At 33.9% G+C, this 21453-nt stretch carries 21 protein-coding genes; 20 read left to right on the top strand and 1 reads right to left on the bottom strand.

Annotated features, from left to right (window positions below):
• Positions 1–40 precede the first annotated feature (40 nt).
• The 18 genes from E0W73_RS17345 to E0W73_RS17255 all read left to right on the top strand — a co-directional run bounded on the left by E0W73_RS17345 (position 41) and on the right by E0W73_RS17255 (position 19160).
• Positions 41–1510, top strand: coding sequence for a DUF5687 family protein (locus tag E0W73_RS17345; protein ID WP_135223305.1), 1470 nt, complete (start codon positions 41–43; stop codon positions 1508–1510).
• Between the two features lie 93 nt (positions 1511–1603).
• A complete protein-coding gene (locus E0W73_RS17340; RefSeq protein WP_135223304.1) occupies positions 1604–2299 on the top strand; it encodes an ABC transporter ATP-binding protein in 696 nt (231 codons plus the stop codon).
• Between the two features lie 89 nt (positions 2300–2388).
• Complete coding sequence (gene porW / locus E0W73_RS17335; protein ID WP_135223303.1) at positions 2389–5007, top strand: type IX secretion system periplasmic lipoprotein PorW/SprE; 2619 nt, start codon at positions 2389–2391, stop codon at positions 5005–5007.
• A 6-nt stretch (positions 5008–5013) separates the two neighbouring features.
• Positions 5014–5412, top strand: coding sequence for a bactofilin family protein (locus E0W73_RS17330; protein WP_135223302.1), 399 nt, complete (start codon positions 5014–5016; stop codon positions 5410–5412).
• Positions 5393–5620 carry an AtpZ/AtpI family protein gene (locus tag E0W73_RS17325; protein ID WP_135223301.1) on the top strand — a complete coding sequence of 76 codons (228 nt, stop codon included), beginning with the start codon at positions 5393–5395 and terminating at the stop codon, positions 5618–5620. The genes E0W73_RS17330 and E0W73_RS17325 overlap by 20 nt, the downstream gene beginning before the upstream one ends.
• Positions 5621–6179: 559 nt before the next feature.
• Positions 6180–7331, top strand: a complete 1152-nt coding sequence (atpB, locus tag E0W73_RS17315; RefSeq protein WP_135223299.1) for a F0F1 ATP synthase subunit A — start codon at positions 6180–6182, stop codon at positions 7329–7331.
• A 101-nt stretch (positions 7332–7432) separates the two neighbouring features.
• A complete protein-coding gene (gene atpE / locus E0W73_RS17310; protein WP_135223298.1) occupies positions 7433–7624 on the top strand; it encodes an ATP synthase F0 subunit C in 192 nt (63 codons plus the stop codon).
• A gap of 125 nt (positions 7625–7749) precedes the next feature.
• A complete protein-coding gene (locus tag E0W73_RS17305; RefSeq protein WP_135223297.1) occupies positions 7750–8250 on the top strand; it encodes a F0F1 ATP synthase subunit B in 501 nt (166 codons plus the stop codon).
• Between the two features lie 4 nt (positions 8251–8254).
• On the top strand, positions 8255–8788 hold the full coding sequence (atpH, locus tag E0W73_RS17300; RefSeq protein WP_135223296.1) for an ATP synthase F1 subunit delta: 534 nt from the start codon (positions 8255–8257) through the stop codon (positions 8786–8788).
• 37 nt (positions 8789–8825) lie between these two features.
• Entirely contained in the window at positions 8826–10403 is a 1578-nt protein-coding gene (atpA, locus tag E0W73_RS17295; protein WP_135223295.1) for a F0F1 ATP synthase subunit alpha, read from the top strand.
• A gap of 90 nt (positions 10404–10493) precedes the next feature.
• Positions 10494–11354 (top strand): ATP synthase F1 subunit gamma, encoded by an 861-nt coding sequence (atpG, locus tag E0W73_RS17290; protein ID WP_135223294.1) that lies wholly within the window; start codon positions 10494–10496, stop codon positions 11352–11354.
• A 769-nt stretch (positions 11355–12123) separates the two neighbouring features.
• Positions 12124–12570 carry a GNAT family N-acetyltransferase gene (locus E0W73_RS17285; protein ID WP_135223293.1) on the top strand — a complete coding sequence of 149 codons (447 nt, stop codon included), beginning with the start codon at positions 12124–12126 and terminating at the stop codon, positions 12568–12570.
• A gap of 92 nt (positions 12571–12662) precedes the next feature.
• A complete protein-coding gene (locus tag E0W73_RS17280) occupies positions 12663–14123 on the top strand; it encodes a lipopolysaccharide biosynthesis protein (RefSeq protein WP_135223292.1) in 1461 nt (486 codons plus the stop codon).
• Between the two features lie 26 nt (positions 14124–14149).
• Positions 14150–14584: a dUTP diphosphatase gene (dut, locus tag E0W73_RS17275; RefSeq protein ID WP_135223291.1), complete on the top strand. Its 435-nt coding sequence runs from the start codon at positions 14150–14152 to the stop codon at positions 14582–14584.
• 88 nt (positions 14585–14672) lie between these two features.
• The gene (locus tag E0W73_RS17270) at positions 14673–15689 is read left to right on the top strand and encodes a sugar nucleotidyltransferase (RefSeq protein WP_135223290.1); all 1017 of its coding nucleotides are present in this window, start codon (positions 14673–14675) and stop codon (positions 15687–15689) included.
• A gap of 49 nt (positions 15690–15738) precedes the next feature.
• Positions 15739–17088 carry a tetratricopeptide repeat protein gene (locus tag E0W73_RS17265; protein ID WP_135223289.1) on the top strand — a complete coding sequence of 450 codons (1350 nt, stop codon included), beginning with the start codon at positions 15739–15741 and terminating at the stop codon, positions 17086–17088.
• Positions 17089–17102: 14 nt separating this feature from the next.
• On the top strand, positions 17103–17882 hold the full coding sequence (locus E0W73_RS17260) for a DUF4292 domain-containing protein (RefSeq protein WP_135223288.1): 780 nt from the start codon (positions 17103–17105) through the stop codon (positions 17880–17882).
• A 24-nt stretch (positions 17883–17906) separates the two neighbouring features.
• A complete protein-coding gene (locus E0W73_RS17255; RefSeq protein WP_135223287.1) occupies positions 17907–19160 on the top strand; it encodes a murein hydrolase activator EnvC family protein in 1254 nt (417 codons plus the stop codon).
• Between the two features lie 36 nt (positions 19161–19196).
• On the opposite strand, the gene E0W73_RS17250 is transcribed toward E0W73_RS17255, so the two are convergent.
• On the bottom strand, positions 19197–19616 hold the full coding sequence (locus E0W73_RS17250) for a CBS domain-containing protein (RefSeq protein ID WP_135223286.1): 420 nt from the start codon (positions 19614–19616) through the stop codon (positions 19197–19199).
• A 191-nt stretch (positions 19617–19807) separates the two neighbouring features.
• On the opposite strand from E0W73_RS17250, the gene rbfA reads away from it, so the two are divergent.
• A complete protein-coding gene (gene rbfA, locus E0W73_RS17245; protein WP_135223285.1) occupies positions 19808–20200 on the top strand; it encodes a 30S ribosome-binding factor RbfA in 393 nt (130 codons plus the stop codon).
• A gap of 1 nt (position 20201) precedes the next feature.
• Complete coding sequence (locus E0W73_RS17240; protein WP_135223284.1) at positions 20202–21401, top strand: ABC transporter permease; 1200 nt, start codon at positions 20202–20204, stop codon at positions 21399–21401.
• Positions 21402–21453 lie beyond the last annotated feature (52 nt).

The raw sequence follows: 21453 nt of genomic DNA, 5'->3' as shown, positions 1-21453 counted from the left end.
TTACATTTGGTCTCTTACTGAAAAACAAAATCAAATAACCATGATTTCAAAATTTATTTATCTCGAATGGAAAGCCTTTATCCGATCTGCATCATTTGGTACCAATGTCGCAATGAAGATTTTAATTGGGTTTTTAATGATTTATTTTTCATTGCTTTTTATCGGTATGGGAGTAGGAGCATTTTATGTGCTTAAAAAAATGCACTTAGAACCGCTCCAGACCATCAACAGATTTTTAATTTATTATTTACTGTTTGATTTGGTCATCCGTTTGTTAGTGCAGGCAATTCCGGTTTTAAATATCAAACCTTTGCTAGTATTGCCTTTTCAGAAAAATACTATTGTTCATTTTTCTTTAGGAAAAACAGTTTTATCTTTTTTTAATTGGGTTCATGCGCTGTTTTTTGTTCCTTTTTCTGTCGTACTGATTTTAAACGGCTATGATGTTATTGAGATTATTTTCTGGCATCTAGGCGTAATGGCTTTTATTTACATCAATAATTTTTTGAATATTATTTTAAGTAACATAGATAAATTATTTGCTGTATTCATAGTGCTAACTCTTACGCTTGCTGGAGCACAATATTATAAGCTTTTTGATGTTACAACCATCACTAGTCCTTTTTTTCAAAGCCTTTACGATATAGACGGATTATTTTTGGTACCGATTCTGGTATTAGCAGGTTTATATTTTTTCACCTTTAAATATTTCAAGAATAATTTATATCTCGATGCAGGTCTTGCTGTAAAAGAAGATGTTGCTTCGACAGAAAATCTCTCTTGGCTCAACCAGTTTGGTACTGTTGGTACATTTCTTAAAAACGACATCAGATTGATCAAAAGAAATAAAAGATCTAAAACCACACTTTTCTTGAGTTTTATCTTTTTGTTTTACGGTTTGCTTTTTTTCTCCGGAGGAATAGAAGCTTATGATAAGCCGGTGATGCATATTTTTGCTGGAATATTCGTTTCGGGAGGATTTTTGTTTGTCTTCGGCCAATTTGTACCGAGCTGGGATAGTTCATATTATCAGCTTATGATGACACAAAATATTCCATACCGTGGTTACATCACATCAAAATGGTGGCTTATTGTAATTGCGACTTTTGTTTCGACAATTCTGGCCTCATTTTACCTTTTTTTCGGCTGGGAAGTATATCTGACAATCGTCGTTGGTGCGATTTATAATATCGGCGTTAATTCGCACATGGTTCTTTTGGGTGGTGCTTTTACCAAAACGCCAATCGATTTAAGTTCAGCTGGGGGTGCTTTTGGCGACAAAAAAGCTTTTAATGTGAGTGCGATGTTGCTGACACTGCCAAAAATCCTACTTCCCTTAGGACTTTACGCTCTCGGATTTTATTACGGAAACAAGATGATAGCCCTAGGACTTGTAGCCGGAGCCGGAGTTTTGGGTTTCATTTTTAAAGACAAGGTGTTTTCATTAATCGAAAAAAGATACAAAATAGAAAAGTACAGTACGATAAGTGCTTACAAACAAAAGAGTTAATTTAATGAATTAGGCAATGTAGCAGTTTGATAATGAGATAATCTTATCAAATAGAAATCTAAAATCTAAAGTCAATAATCTAAAATTAAACCCATGATACAAGTTAATCAACTTTCAAAAAAATATAACGAAACTACAGTTTTAAACATTCAAAATCTAGAAATTCCAAAAGGCCAGAGTTTTGGTTTGGTTGGAAACAACGGTGCAGGCAAAACAACTTTTTTCAGTTTATTGCTAGATTTGATTCAGCCGTCAAGCGGAAGCATTCTTAACCAAAACATTCAGGTGAATACGAGTGAAAAATGGAAATCTTTTACGGGTTCATTTTTAGATGAAAGTTTCTTAATCAGTTATTTAACTCCTGAAGAATATTTCTATTTTATCGGTGACCTTCGAAATCAGAACAAAGCAGATATCGATGCGTTGCTGGCTAAACACGAAGAATTTTTTAACGGAGAAATATTAAAAAATAAAAAATATCTCAGGGATTTATCTAAAGGAAACCAGAAAAAAGTTGGCATAATTGCGACACTTATCGGAAATCCTGAAGTAGTAATTTTAGACGAGCCATTTGCCAATCTGGATCCGACAACCGTAAGCCGTCTAAAAAAAATTATTAAAGAATTGGCAGACGATCCAAATGTTACCGTTTTGGTTTCAAGTCACGATTTACAGCACACGGTTGAGGTTTGTGACAGAATAGTGGCACTCAACAAAGGAGAAGTCGTAAAAGACATTCAGACCTCTGCAGAAACCTTGCAGGAACTCGAATCGTTTTTTGCAGTTTAACATTCTATGTTTCAAAAAAAGTTTATTTTTACCAGTCAATATACTAAAAGTACTTTTTAGAAGTTAATGGTTTTAAAATTCGTTCTCTATTGAAAAAGAATACTCTTAAATATAGTTTTGTTTTTGCTTTTTTATTCTTTTTGATAGCGTGTTCTACCAAGAATAATACTTTTGTGAACAGGAATTCGCATGCCTTAAGCACAAAATACAACATCTTATATAATGGCGGTATTGGTCTTGAAAAAGGATTGAAATCGATTCAGGCCGATGATCACGATAATTTTTGGAAAGTACTGCCGATTGAGAAAATGCAATTTGATGAAAATTTTTCGGGAGAAGAAAAAGCTAAAAATCCTGATTTTGAATTAGCAGAAACCAAAGCAACAAAAGCCATTCAGAAACACTCCATGAATATTGGAGGAAGAGAGCGAAACTATCAGATAGACGAAGCTTACCTAATGCTGGGCCAGGCAAGATATTACGATCAGCGTTTTATTCCTGCTATCGAAGCATTCAATTATATTCTTTATAAATATCCGAACAGCAGTAATATTTATACCGCAAAAATCTGGCGCGAAAAAACCAATATGCGTTTAGGAAACGATGCGCTTGTGGTAAAAAACATCAATCTCTTATTAAAAAAAGCCGATTTAAATAAACAGACTTTTGCCGATGCAAATGCATTGCTGGCAGAAGCTTTTTTAAATCTTGAAGAAAAAGACAGCGCCGTTGCCAGACTGCGCGTTGCAGAACAGTTTACAAGAAAAAATGAAGAGCGAGCCCGATACCGATTTATTCTCGGACAGATGTATCAGGAACAGGAAAAACGTGACAGTGCCCTATATTTTTATGATGGTGTTATCGACCTGAACCGAAAAGCAGACCGCAAATACATGATGCATACTTATGCCAAAAAAGCGCAATTGTATGATTATGAAAACGGGAACGATACTATTTTCTTAAAAATGTACAATAAGCTGACGGCAGATCGCGAAAATCGTCCTTATTATGATGTGCTTTTTTATGAAATGGGAGTTTTTTATGATAAAAGAAAAAATAAGGAAAGCGCACTGGAATTCTACAATAAGTCATTAAGAAGAAAATCCAAAGATCCTTATTTGACCGCTTCTGCTTATCGAAATATCGGAAATATGTATTTTAAAAACACCGATTACACGATGGCTGCAAAATACTATGACAGCACGCTTGTAAAGCTTGACCCGAAAACAAGGGAATATGCTTTTATAGAAAAAAACAGAAAAAATCTGGATAATGTAATCAAGTACGAAGCCATTGCCAAACGTAATGACAGTATTATCAAAGTCTACAATCTGCCACCAGCAGAACGAAAAACATATTTTGAAAATTATATTGCAGAGCTGAAAAAGAAAGACGAAGCCAAACGTCTTCTAGAAGAAAAAGAAAAAGAGAAACTGGCAAACATTGATCGAAATTCACAAGCAGAAATTCCAGGGAATGCAGCAGTCAATCCGCAGTCTTTAGGAAAAGCTCCCGATATGGGTGGACCAAACATTCTGCCACCAAGCGGAAATGATGCCGTAAGTACGTTTTATTTCTATAATCCAACTACGGTTGCTTACGGAAAACTTCAGTTTAAAAAAATGTGGGGAAACAGAACTATAGGAGGCAACTGGCGATTAGCAGCTTTAAGATCAGTAAATGATGCCGCAATGAATGACACGATTAGTAATGCAGATATTTTAAATGCAGTAAAAGATACTATTGTGCCAGAAAAATATACGACCGTATTTTATGAAAGTCAGCTGCCGACTTCTGTGCAAGTTATGGACAGTATCGGAAAAGAACGCAACTTTGCCTATTATCAGTTAGGACTTATATATAAGGAGAAGTTTAAAGAATATAAGCTAGCTAGCGATAAGCTGGAACAATTGCTGCAAAATAATCCAGAAGAAAAATTGGTGCTTCCGGCGATGTACAATTTGTATAAGATTTATGAAATCACAGATCCATCAAAAGCTTCTGAAATCAAATCGAGGATTACGACGACATATCCAAATTCGCGATATGCGCAAATTTTAAATAAAACAGGAATAGACGACTCTAATTCAAGTCTGGATCATGAGTATAAAAAATGGTACAAACTTTTTGAAGAAGAACATTTTGATGAAGTCTTGGCAAATATCGACAATCTCATCAACCAATATTCAGGAGATGATATTGTATCGAAGTATGAGCTCCTTAAAGCCAATACGTTAGGAAAAGTTTACGGTTTAGAAGCGTATAAAAAAGGACTTGAGAATGTGGCAGATAATTATCCGAATAGTGAAGAAGGAAAAAGTGCAAGAGAAATTCTCGAAAAACAAGTTCCGGTTTTAGAGAAACTCGCTTTTACAACAACCGACGCAAGAAACTGGAAAATTGTTTATGCCATACCAAACAACGATACCAAGACACTTAAAAAAATAGAGGAAGCGATTAAGGTATTCTTGTTAGTCGAAAATTTTGAAAGATTGACGACTTCCTTTGATAAATATACAAAAACAGAAAGTTTTGTCGCTATTCACGGTCTAAAATCCGAGGCTTATGCTCGAGATGTTGCCGGAGTTTTAAGAGACGATGATAAATATAAAATTGCACACCCGGCAATTATTATATCTAGCGAGAATTACAAAATAGTTCAGATCAAGAAAAATTTAGATGCATATTTGACGCCGAAAACCCCATAATTAGCCATGTTTGAAAAAGTGAAAAAAAACGGAACTGAACAATTAGGAAAAACGAACAGAATTGTAGAAGGAACATCAATCATTGGAGACATAGTCTCAAAAGCCGACTTTAGACTAGACGGCGAATTAATAGGAAACTTTAGCTCGCAAGGAAAACTTGTGATTGGAGTAATGGGATCTGTAAAAGGAGAAATAATCTGTAACAATGCAGATATAGAAGGAGAATTTCACGGAAAAATAAAAGTCTTAGAAATCCTAAACATAAAAGCGACAGCAAAAATTCACGGAGAGGTTTTAGTCGGAAAACTTTCGATAGAACCTGGGGCAGATTTTACAGCGACCTGTACAATGCTGGAACATGCTAATCAGGTAATAATGTTAGAAGATGGAAAAGGAACCGAATAAAAATCAAAGAAATAAATGGATAGCACTCATTAATATTCCGATACAAATGGGTGTTATTATTTTTCTGTTTTCATATCTAGGAACTTGGCTGGACGAAAATCATCCGAGCAAAAAGTTTTACTATAATAAGGTGTTGGTTATGGTTGGTGTCTTTCTCGCATTGTATAATGTAATTCGTCAGGTCAACGAAATCAATAAGACAAAATAATCTAATTAAAATCAGCTCGAATAAATATTGCATCTTTGCAAAAAAATCGAGATGTTTTTAAAATACAAACTTATTCTTCACCTATATATTATTGCGATTTCTTCTTATATAGTACATAAGGCAGTTTTTTTTGTCTTTAATATTAATGACAAAATTTTTCATTATAGCATCGAGCAACTTTACATGATGTTTTTACTATATGCTACCTTATTATTAATAGTTGTACTGAAATTTAAAAAAGACAAATTTGATAGCATTGGGATGTTTTTTATGCTAGGCACTTTTATACAAATGTTTCTGGCATATTTTGTTCTCCGACCGATTTTATCAGACAAGATTCACAACATTACTGTTGAAAAATTCAATTTTTTTATAACATTTCTCTTGTTTTTGTTATTTGAGACGCTTTTAACTATCCGATTATTAAATGAAAAGCGTTAAAATTGCGATTCTTTAAAACAAGGTTCAAAAATAATTTTTCATATCCTTTTGAATATTAATAAAAAATGTACCTTTGCACCAAATTTTAGAAACGTAAAAAATAAGATTTTCCACAGATATGGTGATTTCAAACAAACCACTCAGATTTATTCTAGCAGCTTTAGTAGCTTGTCTTCCATTAATGGGCTTTTCAAATTCAGAAAAAGATGCGCCACATGTTCAAACTGAAGCGTCGCATGAATCAGCTTCTGAAGGTCATCATGCTGAACCGACAGATGTTAAATCTAAGATTAAAGCATTTATTGGTCACCACGTTTTAGACTCTCACGATTTTACTTTATTTCAAGATGATGAAACTGGTAAGCATTATGGATTTCCATTACCAGTAATTCTTTGGGATAATGGATTGCATATTTTTTCTTCTTCAAAATTTCACCACGGTCACCAAGCAGCTGAATCAAATGGAAACTATTATGTGATTAACCACCATGATGGAAAAATCTACAGAACAGAAACAGCAGAAGGTAAAATTATTGAAAACGAAAAGACTGGTCATCCAGACAATGTTCGCCCTATAGATTTTTCAATTACAAAAACGGTATTATCTATTATGGTTGCCGCTTTATTAATGTTCTGGTTATTTACAAGTTTAGCAAAATCGTATGCTAAAAATGGTGGAATAGCTTCTGGAGTTGGAAGATTTTTTGAGCCACTTGTTGTTTTCATACGTGACGAGGTTGCTATACCTAATATTGGTGAGAAACACTATAAAAGATATATGAGTTATTTGTTGACGATTTTCTTCTTTGTGTTGTTCTTAAATATTTTTGGTTTAACACCGCTTGGAATTAATGCGACAGGAAACTTTACAGTTACGTTTTCTTTAGCAATCCTTACCTTCTTAATAACAAACTTATCAGCAAATAAAAATTATTGGGGTCATATTTTCTGGATGCCAGGAGTTCCAAAACCAATGAGAATTATTTTGGCGCCAATAGAGTTATTAGGAGTTTTTATTAAACCATTCTCATTAATGATTCGTTTGTATGCAAATATTTTTGCTGGTCACATCGTATTAATGAGCATCATTGGATTAATGTTTATTTTTAAAAGCTGGATCGGAAGTACATTATCATTCGGATTATCATTTGTGCTTTCTATACTAGAAATTTTAGTTGCATTTTTACAGGCCTATATTTTTACAATGCTTTCTGCACTTTATTTTGGTTCAGCAGTAGAAGAGCACCATCACGAAGAAGGTCATCATTAAAATTAGATTTCAGAATCTAGATTTGAGATTTGCAAGAATCTAAAATCTAAAGTCTCAATCTAAAGTCAAAATCGAATGTTTAATTTTTAATATATATTTATATGAACGGTTTAAATTTCATAGGAGCAGGATTAATCGTAATCGGAGCAGCATTAGGAATTGGTAGAATCGGTGGTTCAGCAATGGACGCTATCGCTCGTCAGCCAGACGCTTCAGGAAAAATCCAAACAGCTATGCTTATCGCAGCTGCACTTATTGAAGGTATTGGTTTCGCAGCGTTATTCGCAGCTTAATTAAAACACAAAAAGGCAATAGTTGCAACGGTTGGTTGTAACTATTGTTTTAAAATTAAAACATTAAAAATTGTTTAGTCAGCAATTGAGTTAGATAAAAAAAATAAAATTTATAATCATATATAATGGATAAGTTAATAAATCAGTTTGAGTTCGGTTTGTTCTTTTGGCAAGTATTAATATTTGTTGGATTAATATTTTTGTTGAAGAAGTTTGCTTGGAAACCTATTCTTGATGCAGTAAATACAAGAGAACAAGGTATTAAAGATGCATTACTTTCTGCTGAAAATGCAAGAAAAGAAATGGAAAATCTTCAGGCTGATAATCAGAGAATTTTGAACGAAGCACGTGCTGAGCGCGATGCTATGCTGAAAGAAGCTCGAGAGATGAGAGAGAAAATGATTGCAGATTCTAAAATCGAAGCTCAGGCTCAAGGTCAAAAAATGATTGAACAAGCTAAAGCTGCTATTGAAAACGAAAAAAATGCTGCAATGGCAGAATTGAAGTCTCAGGTTTCGACTTTATCATTAAGCATCGCTGAAAAATTATTGAAAGAAGAATTATCTAACAAAGAATCTCAAACTAAATTGGTAGAGAAAATGTTAGGCGACGTAAAGCTAAACTAAGATTATGGCAAGTACAAGAGCAGCAATTCGTTATGCAAAAGCAATTCTAGACTTAGCAAACTCTAAAGGTGTTGCCGAAGCTGTAAATAACGATATGAAATCAATTGCAAATGCAATTGAGACAAATGAAGAATTGAGTACATTTATTGAAAACCCAACAACAACCGTTGAAGTTAAGCAAAGTGCTCTTTTAGAAGTTTTCGCAAATGTAAATGGTGTAACTAAAGGGTTATTTCAATTATTATTCGAAAACAAAAGATTTGAAATTTTAAATGCTATTGCTGTAGAATATAGTAAAGTATATGATCAAAGCAATGGCGTTGAAGTTGCAAAAGTAACTACTGCAACTCCTATGGATGCAGCTTTAGAAGCTAAAGTTTTGGCAAAAATCGCGACTTTATCTGATAAAAAAATTACAATAGAAAATATAGTAGATCCTTCAATCATTGGTGGATTTATTTTAAGAATAGGTGACAAGCAATACAATGCTTCTGTTGCAAACAGATTACAAGTATTAAAAAGAGAGTTAAGTAATTAGTTTTTATAACACAAAAGTGTCTAAATTATAAATTAAGATGGCGGAAATCAAACCTGCTGAAATTTCAGCAATATTAAGAAAGCAAGTAGAAGGTTTTGAATCTGGTGCTACGCTAGAGGAAGTAGGAACAGTACTTCAAGTTGGAGACGGTATTGCTCGTGTTTACGGGCTGTCTAATGTACAATATGGAGAGTTAGTAGAATTTGATAACGGTATGGAAGGTATCGTATTGAATCTTGAAGAGGATAATGTGGGAGTTGTACTTTTAGGACCTTCGACTGGAATTAAAGAAGGATCTACAGCAAAAAGAACTCAGCGTATTGCTTCTCTTAAAGTAGGTGAGCAAATGGTAGGTCGTGTAGTAAACACTCTTGGTTTTCCAATTGACGGAAAAGGACCAATCGGTGGAGACTTATACGAGATGCCTTTAGAAAGAAAAGCACCTGGTGTTGTATTCCGTCAGCCAGTAACTGAACCATTGCAAACTGGAGTAAAAGCAGTTGACGCTATGATTCCTGTAGGACGTGGACAACGTGAGCTTGTAATTGGTGACCGTCAAACTGGTAAATCAACCGTTTGTATTGATACCATCTTAAATCAAAAAGAATTTTACGATGCAGGAAAACCTGTATTCTGTATATATGTTGCAATTGGACAAAAAGCTTCAACTGTAGCAGGAATTGCAAAAATGTTAGAAGAAAAAGGAGCAATGGCTTATACAGTTATCGTTGCTGCTAATGCTTCTGACCCAGCTCCAATGCAAGTTTATGCTCCATTCGCTGGTGCTGCAATTGGAGAATATTTTAGAGATTCAGGTCGTCCAGCTTTAATTGTTTATGATGACTTGTCTAAACAAGCTGTTGCTTACCGTGAGGTTTCTCTTTTATTAAGAAGACCACCAGGACGTGAGGCTTACCCTGGAGACGTTTTCTACTTACACTCTCGTTTATTAGAGCGTGCTTGTAAAGTAATCGCTGATGATGGTATCGCTAAAAACATGAACGATTTGCCAGAGTCTATCAAACCTATCGTAAAAGGTGGTGGTTCTTTGACAGCTTTACCAATTATCGAAACTCAGGCTGGTGACGTTTCTGCATATATCCCAACAAACGTAATCTCTATTACAGATGGTCAGATTTTCCTTGATGGAGATTTGTTCAACTCAGGGGTTCGTCCTGCAATTAACGTAGGTATCTCTGTATCTCGTGTTGGAGGTAATGCTCAAATTAAATCGATGAAAAAGGTTTCTGGAACTTTAAAATTAGACCAGGCTCAATTCCGTGAATTAGAAGCTTTCGCTAAATTTGGTTCTGACCTTGACTCTGTTACTTTAAACGTAATTGAAAAAGGAAAAAGAAACGTTGAAATCTTAAAACAAGGTTTAAACGATCCTTATACAGTTGAAAACCAAGTAGCTATTATCTATGCTGGTTCTAAAAACTTATTAAGAAACGTTCCTGTAGAAAAAGTAAAAGAATTTGAAGCAGATTTCTTAGCTTACTTAAACAGCAAACATAAAGATACGCTTAACGCGTTAAAAGCTGGTAAGTTAGACGATAACATTACAGATGTTATTGAAAAAGCGGCAAAAGAAATTTCAGCAAAATATAACTAATTAGATAATTCGTTAATTAGATAATTAGAAAATGCTTTAACATTTTTCTAATTATCTAATTTTCAAATTGTCACATTTTCTAATTAATAGATGGCAAATTTAAAAGAAATCCGTAATAGAATTACTTCCGTTTCATCGACGATGCAGATTACATCGGCTATGAAAATGGTTTCTGCTGCAAAGCTGAAGAAAGCACAAGATGCAATCACAGCAATGCGTCCTTATGCCGAAAAATTAACAGAATTATTGCAAAATCTTTCTGCTTCGCTTGAAGGTGAAGTTGGTGGTGCATACACGACACAACGTGAGGTTAAAAAAGTATTGCTTGTTGCAATTACTTCTAACAGAGGTTTGTGTGGTGCTTTTAATTCCAATGTTATTAAAGAAATTAAAAATCGCACCGCTTTTTATGCCGGAAAGCAGGTTGATGTTTTTGCTATAGGTAAAAAAGGAAATGATGCATTAAGCAAAACGCATAAAGTTCACGGTCATCATAATGCAATTTTTGACCATTTAACTTTTGAGAACGTTGCTGGCATCGCTGATAATCTAACTGAAAGATTCTTATCTGGAGAATACGACAGAATTGAATTGATTTACAATCAGTTTAAAAATGCTGCAACTCAAATTGTTCAGACTGAGCAGTTTTTGCCTTTGGCACCAATTAATTCTGACAAAGCAGTTTCTGGCGCTGATTATATTTATGAGCCATCAAAAGAAGAAATTGTATTGACTTTGATTCCAAAATCATTAAAGACGCAATTGTATAAAGGAATTCGTGATTCATTCGCTTCTGAGCATGGAGCACGTATGACGGCAATGCACAAAGCAACAGATAATGCTACAGCTTTAAGAAACCAATTGAAATTAACTTATAACAAAGCACGTCAGGCTGCGATTACAAGTGAAATTTTGGAAATTGTGGGTGGAGCAGAAGCTTTAAACGGATAATATCTCCACAATATAAAAAAGAAAAAGCCAGCGATTGCTGGCTTTTTCTTTTATTGAAAAGTTTGATGCTTTTTTTAATTTCTTTATAAAATGGTGATTCTCGATTTTGTTCAAAAATTGAGAATCACTACCATTTTATAAAAATTGACAGATAACTCTGTGTGCTTTGTCTTTCTTGGGAACAAACTAGCTTTATTAGTCCCACGGCTCTGTTTTTTTGAGGGTTACATTACAGCAGAATCAATCCCTTTGCTTTGTCTTTTATGGGAACAAACTAGCTTTATTAGTCCCAATGCTTAGTTTTTTTAAAGGGTTACATTTTAGCTATCCTCAATCCCTATGTTACAAATTTAAGAAAGGTTTAAGAAAAAAATCTTACATAATTTCCATGTTAGATTTATATTATTCACATGTTTTATGTAAAAATGAGGATATTTTTGCGCTAGTGTGTTCATTTTGTTGAAATTACATTTGAGTTTTTAGCCTAAATCTACTTTAATTTCAATTATAATATAATTAGTTAAAACGGTAAATCCTTAAATATATTGTGCGGTGTTCTATTTTTTTAGTCGAATTTGTGTTGATTTTTTTGCAATGATTTTTTCAAAATGTAATTATATATAGAAATATCGGTAGAACATCAGCGATTTATCAAAACATTTACATTGCCCCTAAAAGTCAAAAAAATAATAAAATAAGGTTTTTGTTATTTGATTGACATATTACGAGTCTGCTTTTTTAAGTATTTTTGAGTTTAATTTTTAATTACATGAAACTTCAAGTAAAAGAGCTGACGACCATAGCAGAAATGCTAGAACAGATAAATACCATACGTTTTTTATATCCTAATATTACAGTAGAAAAATACGAAGCCTTTCTAAATGAAATGGTACCGCATAATTATGTCCAAATCGGGGTTTTTGAAGAAAAAGTTTGTCTTGGAATTACCGGTTGTTGGTCGGCAACTAAATTATGGACTGGAAAATATCTTGAAATTGACAATTTTGTAGTAAATCCAAAACACCGTTCGAAAGGTATCGGAAAAATGCTTACAGATTATATAGAGCAAAAAGCAAATGATTTAGGATGCAGCAGTATTGTCCTAGATGCTTTTACCGGAAATTTTGCTGCACATCGTTTTTATTATAATCAGGGATATGGCCCGAAAGGCTTTCATTTTGTGAAAGTTTTAGACGAAAATAAATTAACCAGGTAAAATTAGAATTAACTTTTTTATTGGTCCGCCAAAAGCATTAATAAACAAAAGAATTGGTTATTTTTGTTTTCCGAACTTTATTACTAATTATTTTGGGATTATATAAAAATCTATTTAAACAGACCGCAATTTATGGACTGGCAACCGTTTTACCGCGAATGCTTAGTTTCTTGCTGGTTAGATTATATACGGGAATTTTACCGACAGCTGAGTATGGAGAAGTATCGATTGTTTTATCCTGGATGGTTTTCTTCAATGTTGTACTCTCGTACGGAATGGAAACGGCTTTTTTTAGATTTTATAGTGCAGAAGAAGATAAAAAAAATGTAATTGCTACTTCTACGATTTCTATTTTTTGGTCCTCGATTATCTTTTTGTTTGCTGCTTTAATTTTCAGGAACACTTTGGCAAATTGGGCCGAAGTAGATGTACAATACATTACCTACACAGTTTGGATTTTAGTTTTGGATGCATTGGTCTTAATTCCGTTTTCAAAATTAAGAGCCAATCAAAGACCTATGGTTTATGCCGCTATCAAGATTGGAAATGTTGTGATCAATTTATTGCTTAACATATTTTTCTTGCTTTATCTGCCAAATCTAGCGGCCGAACATCCCAATTCTGTTTGGGATAATTTATATGTTGAGAATTTTCAGATTGCCTATATTTTTATAGCAAATCTGCTGGCAAGCTTAGCGACTTTTGTGGTGCTTTCTCCAAATTATCTTTCCCTTGGACGAAAATTCGACCCAGTACTTTGGAGAAAAATGATGAAATACGGACTTCCGATTTTGGTTGCAGGATTGGCATTTGCGGTAAATGAACATTTTGATAAAATTCTTCTTGGTTATCTGCTTCCAGAAAACCTTGCAAAATCTGAAGTTGGAGCTTACTCTGCCTGTTATAAGTTAGGATTATTTATGGTGCTTTTTGCAACGGCTTTTAGATTAGGAATCGAACCTTTCTTTTTCAGCCATGCAAAAAACGAAAATGCACCGCAGACTTATGCCGTGATCACAAAATATTTTGTAATTCTTGGTTCCCTAATTTTATTGGGAGTTATTGTATTTGCAGATGTTTTAAAATATTTGCTGCTCGATAATAAATCGTATTGGGAAGCCATGAAAGTGGTGCCTCTTATTATTCTGGCCAATTTCTTTTTAGGCATTTACAACAATCTTTCGGTTTGGTACAAACTGACCGATAAAACAAAAATTGGTGCTTACATTTCTATTGTTGGCGCTATTGTGACTTTAATTTTAAATTATCTTTTAATTCCAAAATACAGCTATTATGGTTCTGCAATCGCTACCATCTCTGCCTACGGAAGCATGATGCTGATTTCGTATATTTTAGGAAATAAATACTATCCGATACCTTATGACATGAATAAGATTGGTGCTTATTTGGGAGTTTCTATTTTATTTTCTATTATTTCTTTTTACGGATTTAGAGAGAAATATTATGTCGGAATTCCACTTCTCTTAGCTTTTATGTATTTAGTTTACCATTTCGAAAAAGATACCATAAAAGGAATACTGAAGAAAAAATAACTACGTTTAAAATTCTATATTAAAAAATGAAAATTCAAATTATCAATAAATCACAGCACGATTTGCCAAATTACGAAACGATTGCTTCTGCAGGAATGGATTTGCGTGCCAATATTTTAGAACCAATTACGTTAAGACCTTTAGAAAGAACGATTGTAAAAACCGGACTTTTTATAGAATTGCCAATTGGTTACGAAGCGCAAGTAAGACCAAGAAGCGGACTGGCGGCTAAAAAAGGAGTTACTGTCTTAAACTCGCCAGGAACTATCGATGCCGATTACAGAGGAGAAATTGGAGTAATTTTAGTAAATTTATCTAATGATGATTTTGTAATCGAAAACGGAGAAAGAATTGCCCAGCTGATTATTGCTAAACACGAAAGAGCCGAATGGATTGAAGTAGAAACGCTTTCTGAAACTTCTAGAGGAGAAGGCGGTTTTGGAAGCACTGGAGTGAAATAATCTCATACGCAATTTTCCGTTTCAATAAAAAAATGACCAAACCCAATGAAGATTTAAAGTAAAATCTTCCTATAAAATCAAACAGAAAATGAAAATAATTGTGCCAATGGCCGGCCGTGGATCAAGACTTAGGCCGCATACGTTAACAGTTCCAAAACCATTAATTCCAGTCGCAGGTAAATCAATCGTACACCGCTTAGTTGAAGATATTGCCAAAATATTAAAAGAACCAATAGAAGAAGTTGCCTTTATTTTAGGTGATGAAGCTTTCTTTGGTGATGATGTTGTAAAAAGTCTACAAGATTTAGCAGAAGGATTAGGAGCAAAAGCTTCGATCTACCGCCAAGATCAGCCTTTAGGAACTGGACACGCCATTATGTGTGCGAAAGAATCTCTGTCTGGACCAGCTGTAATTGCTTATGCTGATACTTTGATTAGAGCAGATTTTGAATTAGATCCTGATGCAGATGCTGTAATCTGGGTTAAACAAGTGGAGCAACCAGAAGCATTTGGCGTTGTAAAACTCAATCAGAATAATGAAATTATCGAACTGGTAGAAAAACCAAAAGAATTTGTAAGTGATTTGGCTGTTATCGGAATTTATTATTTTAAAGAAGTTGGAGTTTTAAGAAATGAACTTCAAAATGTTTTGGATAACAATATTCAGAATGGTGGAGAATACCAAATCAATGACGGAATTAAAGCGATGATGGCCAACGGAAAAGTTTTCAAAACCGGGAGTGTTGACGAGTGGATGGATTGCGGAAACAAAGATGTTACTGTAGAAACAAATTCCAGAATGTTAGGTTTCCTTCATAACGACGGAGAGCATTTGGTAGACTATGGTGTGACATTAGAAAATGCAACAATTATTCCTCCATGTTACATTGGCGAAAATGTAGTCTTAAAAAATACAACCGTTGGACCAAACGTTTCTGTTGGAAAAGGATGTCACATTACTGATAGTACTATTAAAAATAGCTTAATTCAGACTCATACTCAAATTAAAAATGCTAACTTAGATAACGCAATGATCGGAAATCATGTAAGTTATGATGGCAAATTTACCAGTGTGAGCATTGGAGATTATTCAGTTTTAGAATAAAATAAATTTTAAGTAGGTTCCGTTTGTATAAAATGTGATTTATAAAATAATGAAAAACAAAGTTTTAGCTCTTTTATTTTTAGCTGTTTTGAGCAGTTCGTTTTCGGTTTATGCACAAACAGAACCCGAAGATATTGCTATGGCAACTGATGAATATCAGGACTCATTTTATGAATCACTAAAACAAAAAGGAATTGAAAATTATGACAAAGCAATTGTATCATTGGAGAAATGCATCAAGCTAAAACCCAATGATGCAGTCGCTTACTTTGAGCTGGGAAAAAATTATCTCGCACTTAAAGAATTTCAAAATGCACAAAATGCTTTTGAGAAAGCAACACAGCTTGATCCTAAAAACAAATGGTTTTGGCTTGGCATATATGATGTAAGTTACGAAACCAAAAATTATCCATTGGCAATCGAGACTATTCAGAAAATAATTGTTTTTGATGAAGAGTATAAAGACGATTTGATTTCGCTTTACATGATTACCAACCAATACGATAAGGCACTTGCAACAATTAACGAAATGAATGATAAATACGGAAAATCTTCAGATCGTGAAATTTATAAGCAGCAAATCTTGTCACAAGGAAAATATCAGAACGCTGAAATTGACAACCTGATTGCACAAATCAAAAAAGATCCTAAAGAAGAATCAAATTACGTCAATCTTATTTTTCTGTATTCTAAAAACAACGAAGGAGACAAGGCGCTTGAGGTTGCCAAACAATTAGCAAAAGAAATTCCGAATTCAGAATGGGGACAGGTAAGTTTATTCAAAACCTATCTAGATGCCAATCAGGCCGATAAAGCCATAAAATCTATGAATGTGATTTTGGCAAGTTCCAAAATTGATTCAAAGATAAAACACCGTACGCTTAATGAGTTTTTGATTTATGTAAACAAAAACCCGCAGTACGCCACAGAATTAGAAAAAGCAATTGCCTATTTTGACAATGATCCAAATGTTGATGTTGCAAAAGAAATAGGAAAATTTTATCACAACAAAGGACAATTTGAAAACGCTGTTAAGTATTATGAAAAAGATTTAAATTCGAATTCTGATACCGATCGAGAAACCAATCTGTTGTTACTCGAAGCTTACACACAGACCAAACAATTTGAGCCAATGGCAAAAAGAGCCATGATGCTGATAGAAGTTTACCCAAGCCAGCCTCAATTTTATTACTATGCAGGACTGGGAAACAATCAAATTAAACAATTTAAAAACGCCAAAACGGTTTTAGAAATGGGGCTTGATTACGTGGTTGATGACGCCACTCTTGAAGCAAATTTTAATATTCAGTTAGGAGAAGCTTATAATGGATTAGGAGATGCCAAGAAAAAAGAGGAATACTTTTTGAAGGCAAATGAATTATTAAAGAAAAAAAAGTAAAAGGAGACATTCAAATGAAAAAATATATAGCAATAGCAATCTTATCGATTTCATTAATTTCTTGTAAATCGAAAATGACTGCAGTACAGACCAGCCCAACCGAAACGGTTGCAATTAAGGAAGACAAGAAGGTGGTAGAAAAACATTACGAGAACAAATTAGATTTTTCTACATTATATATAAAAGCCAGCGCCAAGTACGTTGATGAAAAACAAAGTCAGAACGTAACGGCAGAAATTCGTATTGAAAGAGACAAACAGATATTGATTAGTGTTCGTTTTTTAGGAATTACAATGGCAAAAGCACTCATTACACCTTCGGCAGTGAGTTATTACGAAAAAATAAACAGTACCTATTATGAAGGTGATTTTTCTAGTTTAAGTAAATGGCTTGGAACCGATTTGGACTACAATAAAGTTCAAAATCTATTGGTAGGCGAGGCTTTTGATGATTTGCGAAAAGGTAAATATACGCAGACGATTGTCGAAAATCTTTTCCGTTTAGAAGATCAAAGAGACAATAACATTAAAAAATCATTTTATCTGGATGCCGAAAAATATCTGATTCAGAAAGAAGAAATTTCACAACCTTCAGAAAACAGAAACTTGCAAATTGCCTACTCAGACAACAAAGTTTTTGATCAGGGAATTATTCCAACAACAATCGAAATCAATGCGGTACAGCCAAAGGGCAAAACAAATATTAACTTAAACTACAATAACATTTCATTTAATGAAGAACTTTCTTTTCCGTATAGCGTTCCAAGCGGTTATAAAAAAGTTATAATTAAGTAAATTTGCACTAAAGAAAACAAAAACATGCCAAAATTTCTCCTAAGCCTAATTTTAGTTTGTGCCACTACATTTGTATGGGCGCAGGATTCGCAGCAAGAAAAACTGGAGCAGCGTAAAGCTCAGATTCAGCAGGAAATCAGAGACAACGAAAAAATGTTGCAGTCTGTTCGAAAAAGAGAAAAATCTGCCGTAAACGAATATTTGATTCAGGCGAATAAAATTAAGCTCAAAGAAAAATTAATCAATACTACTGCAAAACAAGAAAAATTGCTTAGTAATGATATGTATATTAATCAGGTTCAGGTAAATAAACTTAAAAAAGAACTTAAAGTTTTAAAAGAAGATTATGCCGAAATGATTTTAAAATCATACAAAAGCCGATCTGAGCAAAGTCGCGCTATGTTTATTTTGTCTTCTGAAAGTTTTCTTCAGGCTTATAAAAGGGCACAGTATTTAAAACAATATACCAATTACAGAAAAAATCAAGGACTAGAAATTCAGGCAAAAACAGCACAATTGCTTGATTTTAATGCCAAACTAGATGGACAAAGACAAGTTAAAAAGAAAATTATTGCTGAAAACCAAAAAGAAAAAGTAACACTTGAGGTTGAAAAAAAGGAACAGCAAAAATTGGTCAATTCGCTTAAAAAAGATAAAAATAAAATTGCGGCAGATATTCGTGCTAAACAAAGCGAATCTAAACGAATCGACAAACAAATCGATCGTTTAATTCGTGAAGCTATTGCCGAAGCAAACAGAAAAGCAGCGGCTGAAAGAGCAAAAGCAAATCCGGGTTCTAGCGAAACAAAAGCACCAGTTTCATCTTCTAAAATTGCCTTAACGCCAGAAGACAAAATTCTGGCTGCAGACTTTAAAGCTAATAGAGGAAGACTGCCATGGCCAGTAGAAAAGGGATTTATCTCTTTAGGCTACGGAGACCAGCCGCATCCACTGCATCCTTCTCTGACAATTCATAATTCTGGAGTTGAGATTACCACCGAAGAAGGAGCAAATGCACGAGCGGTTTTTGATGGAGAAGTTTCAAAAGTAATTGTTTTGTCTCCTGTAAACAAAGCAGTTGTAATTCAGCATGGAGACTTTTTCACCGTTTATCAAAACTTGAGTTCTGTATCAGTTAGTCAAGGTGATAAAGTAAATATCAAGCAAAGCATCGGAAAAGTAAGAACCAGCGGCGATACAGGAAAAACCGTTATTAAGTTTTTGATTCTGCAAAATACTTCTAACAATAATCCGGAGGGATGGCTGCAAAGTAGATAAAAAAGTAAAGGAGCTGTTTAGGCTCCTTTTTTTATGTTAATCATATTGTTCTAAAAAATATCTTAGAACATCGGTTGTAGTTACAATTCCTTTTAGCGCACCATTTTCTACTACTGGCAAGGCATGAAATTCTTCTTTAACAAAAACTTCTGCCAAATCTCTGATAATCATATCGGGAGAAACCGTTTTAGGTTTTGAAGTCATAACCTGAGAAATGGTCAACATTTGAAGTATCGCTTCGTCGGCTCCATCCTGTCCTTCAAACAAAGCGCCAAAAGTCAGACGATTTACATCTGTACGGCTGATGATTCCAACAACTTCTTTCCCGTTTACTACTGGAATATGACGAATAGAATTGGCTTTCAGCTTTTCTACTACTTCTTTCAAATCGTCATTTTGGTTTACAGTCACCACGGTTTTAGTCATGATGTGACTAATTGGTTCTCTCTTTTTCATAATAGATACTTTTTTAATTTCTACTCAAATGTGTAAAATAATTCCGATATTTAATATGATTTTTATCAGCTAAAGCGAATACAGAAGTATAAATTTATTTTAGAAAAAAGCTTGTAGAACTTGATATAGCAAATTCAATTTTAGTTGATTTGAAAATGCATCTATGAATTTAAAAGTATTATTTTTGCAGTATGGAAACAAATAGACAGAAAAAAATAGGTGGCGTCATCCAAAAAGATTTGGTTGATATTTTGCAGGGTGAAATCCGAAAAAACGGAATTACAAATTTGGTCATTTCGGTATCCAAAGTCAGTGTAACTACAGATTTGTCTGTGGCAACGGTATATTTGAGTATTTTTCCACAGGAAAAAGCAAAAGAAACATTAGAAGCCATAAAAACTAATACCAATTTGATAAAACACGATTTGGCACAACGTGTACGTCTGCAGTTACGCAGGGTTCCAAATTTGGTCTTTTTTATTGATGATTCATTAGATTATATCGAAAAAATTGACAATGCCCTATCCGGAAAAGAAAACCCAATCGAAAATCGTGATCTTTTAGAAAAAAGAAGAAAGTCTTAAATTGAATTTTCCTTTATACATAGCCAAACGTTATATTTTTAGCCTTAGCAAAAACAATGCTATCAATATCATCAACCTTATTGCCAGCTTGGGAATCATTGTTGGTACGATGGCTTTGTTTGTGGTTTTATCTGTTTTCAGTGGCTTAAAGGTCTTTAGTCTTTCATTTACAAATGAAATTGATCCCGATTTGAAAGCCGTAAGCACTTATGGAAAATCATTTTACATAACTCCCGAACAGGAAAAAGAAATAAAACAAATTGACGGAATCGCGTCTTATACTAAAATTATAGAAGAGCGAGTTTTGTTCTTGTTTAAAGATAAACAGCAAGTTACTTATCTAAAAGGTGTTGACAGCAATTATCCGATCGTAAATAATATCAGGAAAAAACTATTTAATGGGGAATGGCTCAAATCGGATAGTTTTCAGGTCGTAATCGGTTACGGAATGGCGCAGAATTTTTCGATGGGAATTCTCGATTTTGAAAACCCGTTACAAGTTTTTGCTCCAAAACCTGGAAAAGGTGCTATAGAAAATCCTGAAGAAGCTTTTAATAAGACAGATGTTATGCCGGTTGGAATCTATTCGATAAGCGAAGAATTAGATTCGAAATATGTTTTTGCCGATTTAGGACTGACACAGGAATTACTGATGTATAAGCCAAATCAGATTTCAGGAATTGAATTTAAACTGAATGATAACGCAGATGAAACCCAGATTAATGCCCAGCTCAAGAAGATTTTTGCCAATAAAATCACACTGAAAAATCGTGCACAACTCAATGAGTCTTTGTATAAAATGCTCAATACCGAAAATATTGTTGTATATCTTATTTTTACTTTAGTAATCATTGTGGCGCTTTTTAATTTGGTTGGTGCTTTGATTATGATGATTTTAGAGAAAAAAGGAAACTTGAAAACGCTCTTTAATCTAGGAACAGAAATAAGCAGTTTAAGGAGAATATTTCTCTTACAAGGTACTTTGCTAAGTGTCTTTGGAGGCTTGATTGGTCTTGCCTTAGGAATTGTTTTAGTTCTGCTTCAACAAAAATATGAGCTAATAATGCTGACAGCAACCTTAGCTTACCCGGTAGTCTTTACCGTTGAAAATGTAATTATAGTGATGGCAACAATCATCTCTCTCGGATTTGTGGCATCGTTAATTGCAAGCAGCCGAGTTACCAAAAAGCTGTTGGATTAATATTTATCCATAAAAAAATATTACTTATATTTACTGCCTTGAAAATCTACAG

The sequence above is a fragment of the Flavobacterium foetidum genome (genome assembly GCF_004634245.1).
In the GTDB taxonomy this organism is placed as follows: Bacteria; Bacteroidota; Bacteroidia; order Flavobacteriales; family Flavobacteriaceae; genus Flavobacterium; species Flavobacterium foetidum.
The sequence above is the reverse complement of the archived record's forward strand: the minus strand, read 5'-3'. Positions and strand labels throughout refer to the sequence as shown.

Coding starts and splice junctions, on each gene's coding strand:
- E0W73_RS17345 (WP_135223305.1), top strand. CDS start 41: ATGATTTCAAAATTTATTTATCTCGAATGGAAAGCCTTTATCCGATCT.
- E0W73_RS17340 (WP_135223304.1), top strand. CDS start 1,604: ATGATACAAGTTAATCAACTTTCAAAAAAATATAACGAAACTACAGTT.
- E0W73_RS17330 (WP_135223302.1), top strand. CDS start 5,014: ATGTTTGAAAAAGTGAAAAAAAACGGAACTGAACAATTAGGAAAAACG.
- E0W73_RS17325 (WP_135223301.1), top strand. CDS start 5,393: ATGGAAAAGGAACCGAATAAAAATCAAAGAAATAAATGGATAGCACTC.
- atpB (WP_135223299.1), top strand. CDS start 6,180: ATGGTGATTTCAAACAAACCACTCAGATTTATTCTAGCAGCTTTAGTA.
- atpE (WP_135223298.1), top strand. CDS start 7,433: ATGAACGGTTTAAATTTCATAGGAGCAGGATTAATCGTAATCGGAGCA.
- E0W73_RS17305 (WP_135223297.1), top strand. CDS start 7,750: ATGGATAAGTTAATAAATCAGTTTGAGTTCGGTTTGTTCTTTTGGCAA.
- atpH (WP_135223296.1), top strand. CDS start 8,255: ATGGCAAGTACAAGAGCAGCAATTCGTTATGCAAAAGCAATTCTAGAC.
- atpA (WP_135223295.1), top strand. CDS start 8,826: ATGGCGGAAATCAAACCTGCTGAAATTTCAGCAATATTAAGAAAGCAA.
- atpG (WP_135223294.1), top strand. CDS start 10,494: ATGGCAAATTTAAAAGAAATCCGTAATAGAATTACTTCCGTTTCATCG.
- E0W73_RS17285 (WP_135223293.1), top strand. CDS start 12,124: ATGAAACTTCAAGTAAAAGAGCTGACGACCATAGCAGAAATGCTAGAA.
- dut (WP_135223291.1), top strand. CDS start 14,150: ATGAAAATTCAAATTATCAATAAATCACAGCACGATTTGCCAAATTAC.
- E0W73_RS17270 (WP_135223290.1), top strand. CDS start 14,673: ATGAAAATAATTGTGCCAATGGCCGGCCGTGGATCAAGACTTAGGCCG.
- E0W73_RS17265 (WP_135223289.1), top strand. CDS start 15,739: ATGAAAAACAAAGTTTTAGCTCTTTTATTTTTAGCTGTTTTGAGCAGT.
- E0W73_RS17260 (WP_135223288.1), top strand. CDS start 17,103: ATGAAAAAATATATAGCAATAGCAATCTTATCGATTTCATTAATTTCT.
- E0W73_RS17255 (WP_135223287.1), top strand. CDS start 17,907: ATGCCAAAATTTCTCCTAAGCCTAATTTTAGTTTGTGCCACTACATTT.
- E0W73_RS17250 (WP_135223286.1), bottom strand. CDS start 19,616: ATGAAAAAGAGAGAACCAATTAGTCACATCATGACTAAAACCGTGGTG.
- rbfA (WP_135223285.1), top strand. CDS start 19,808: ATGGAAACAAATAGACAGAAAAAAATAGGTGGCGTCATCCAAAAAGAT.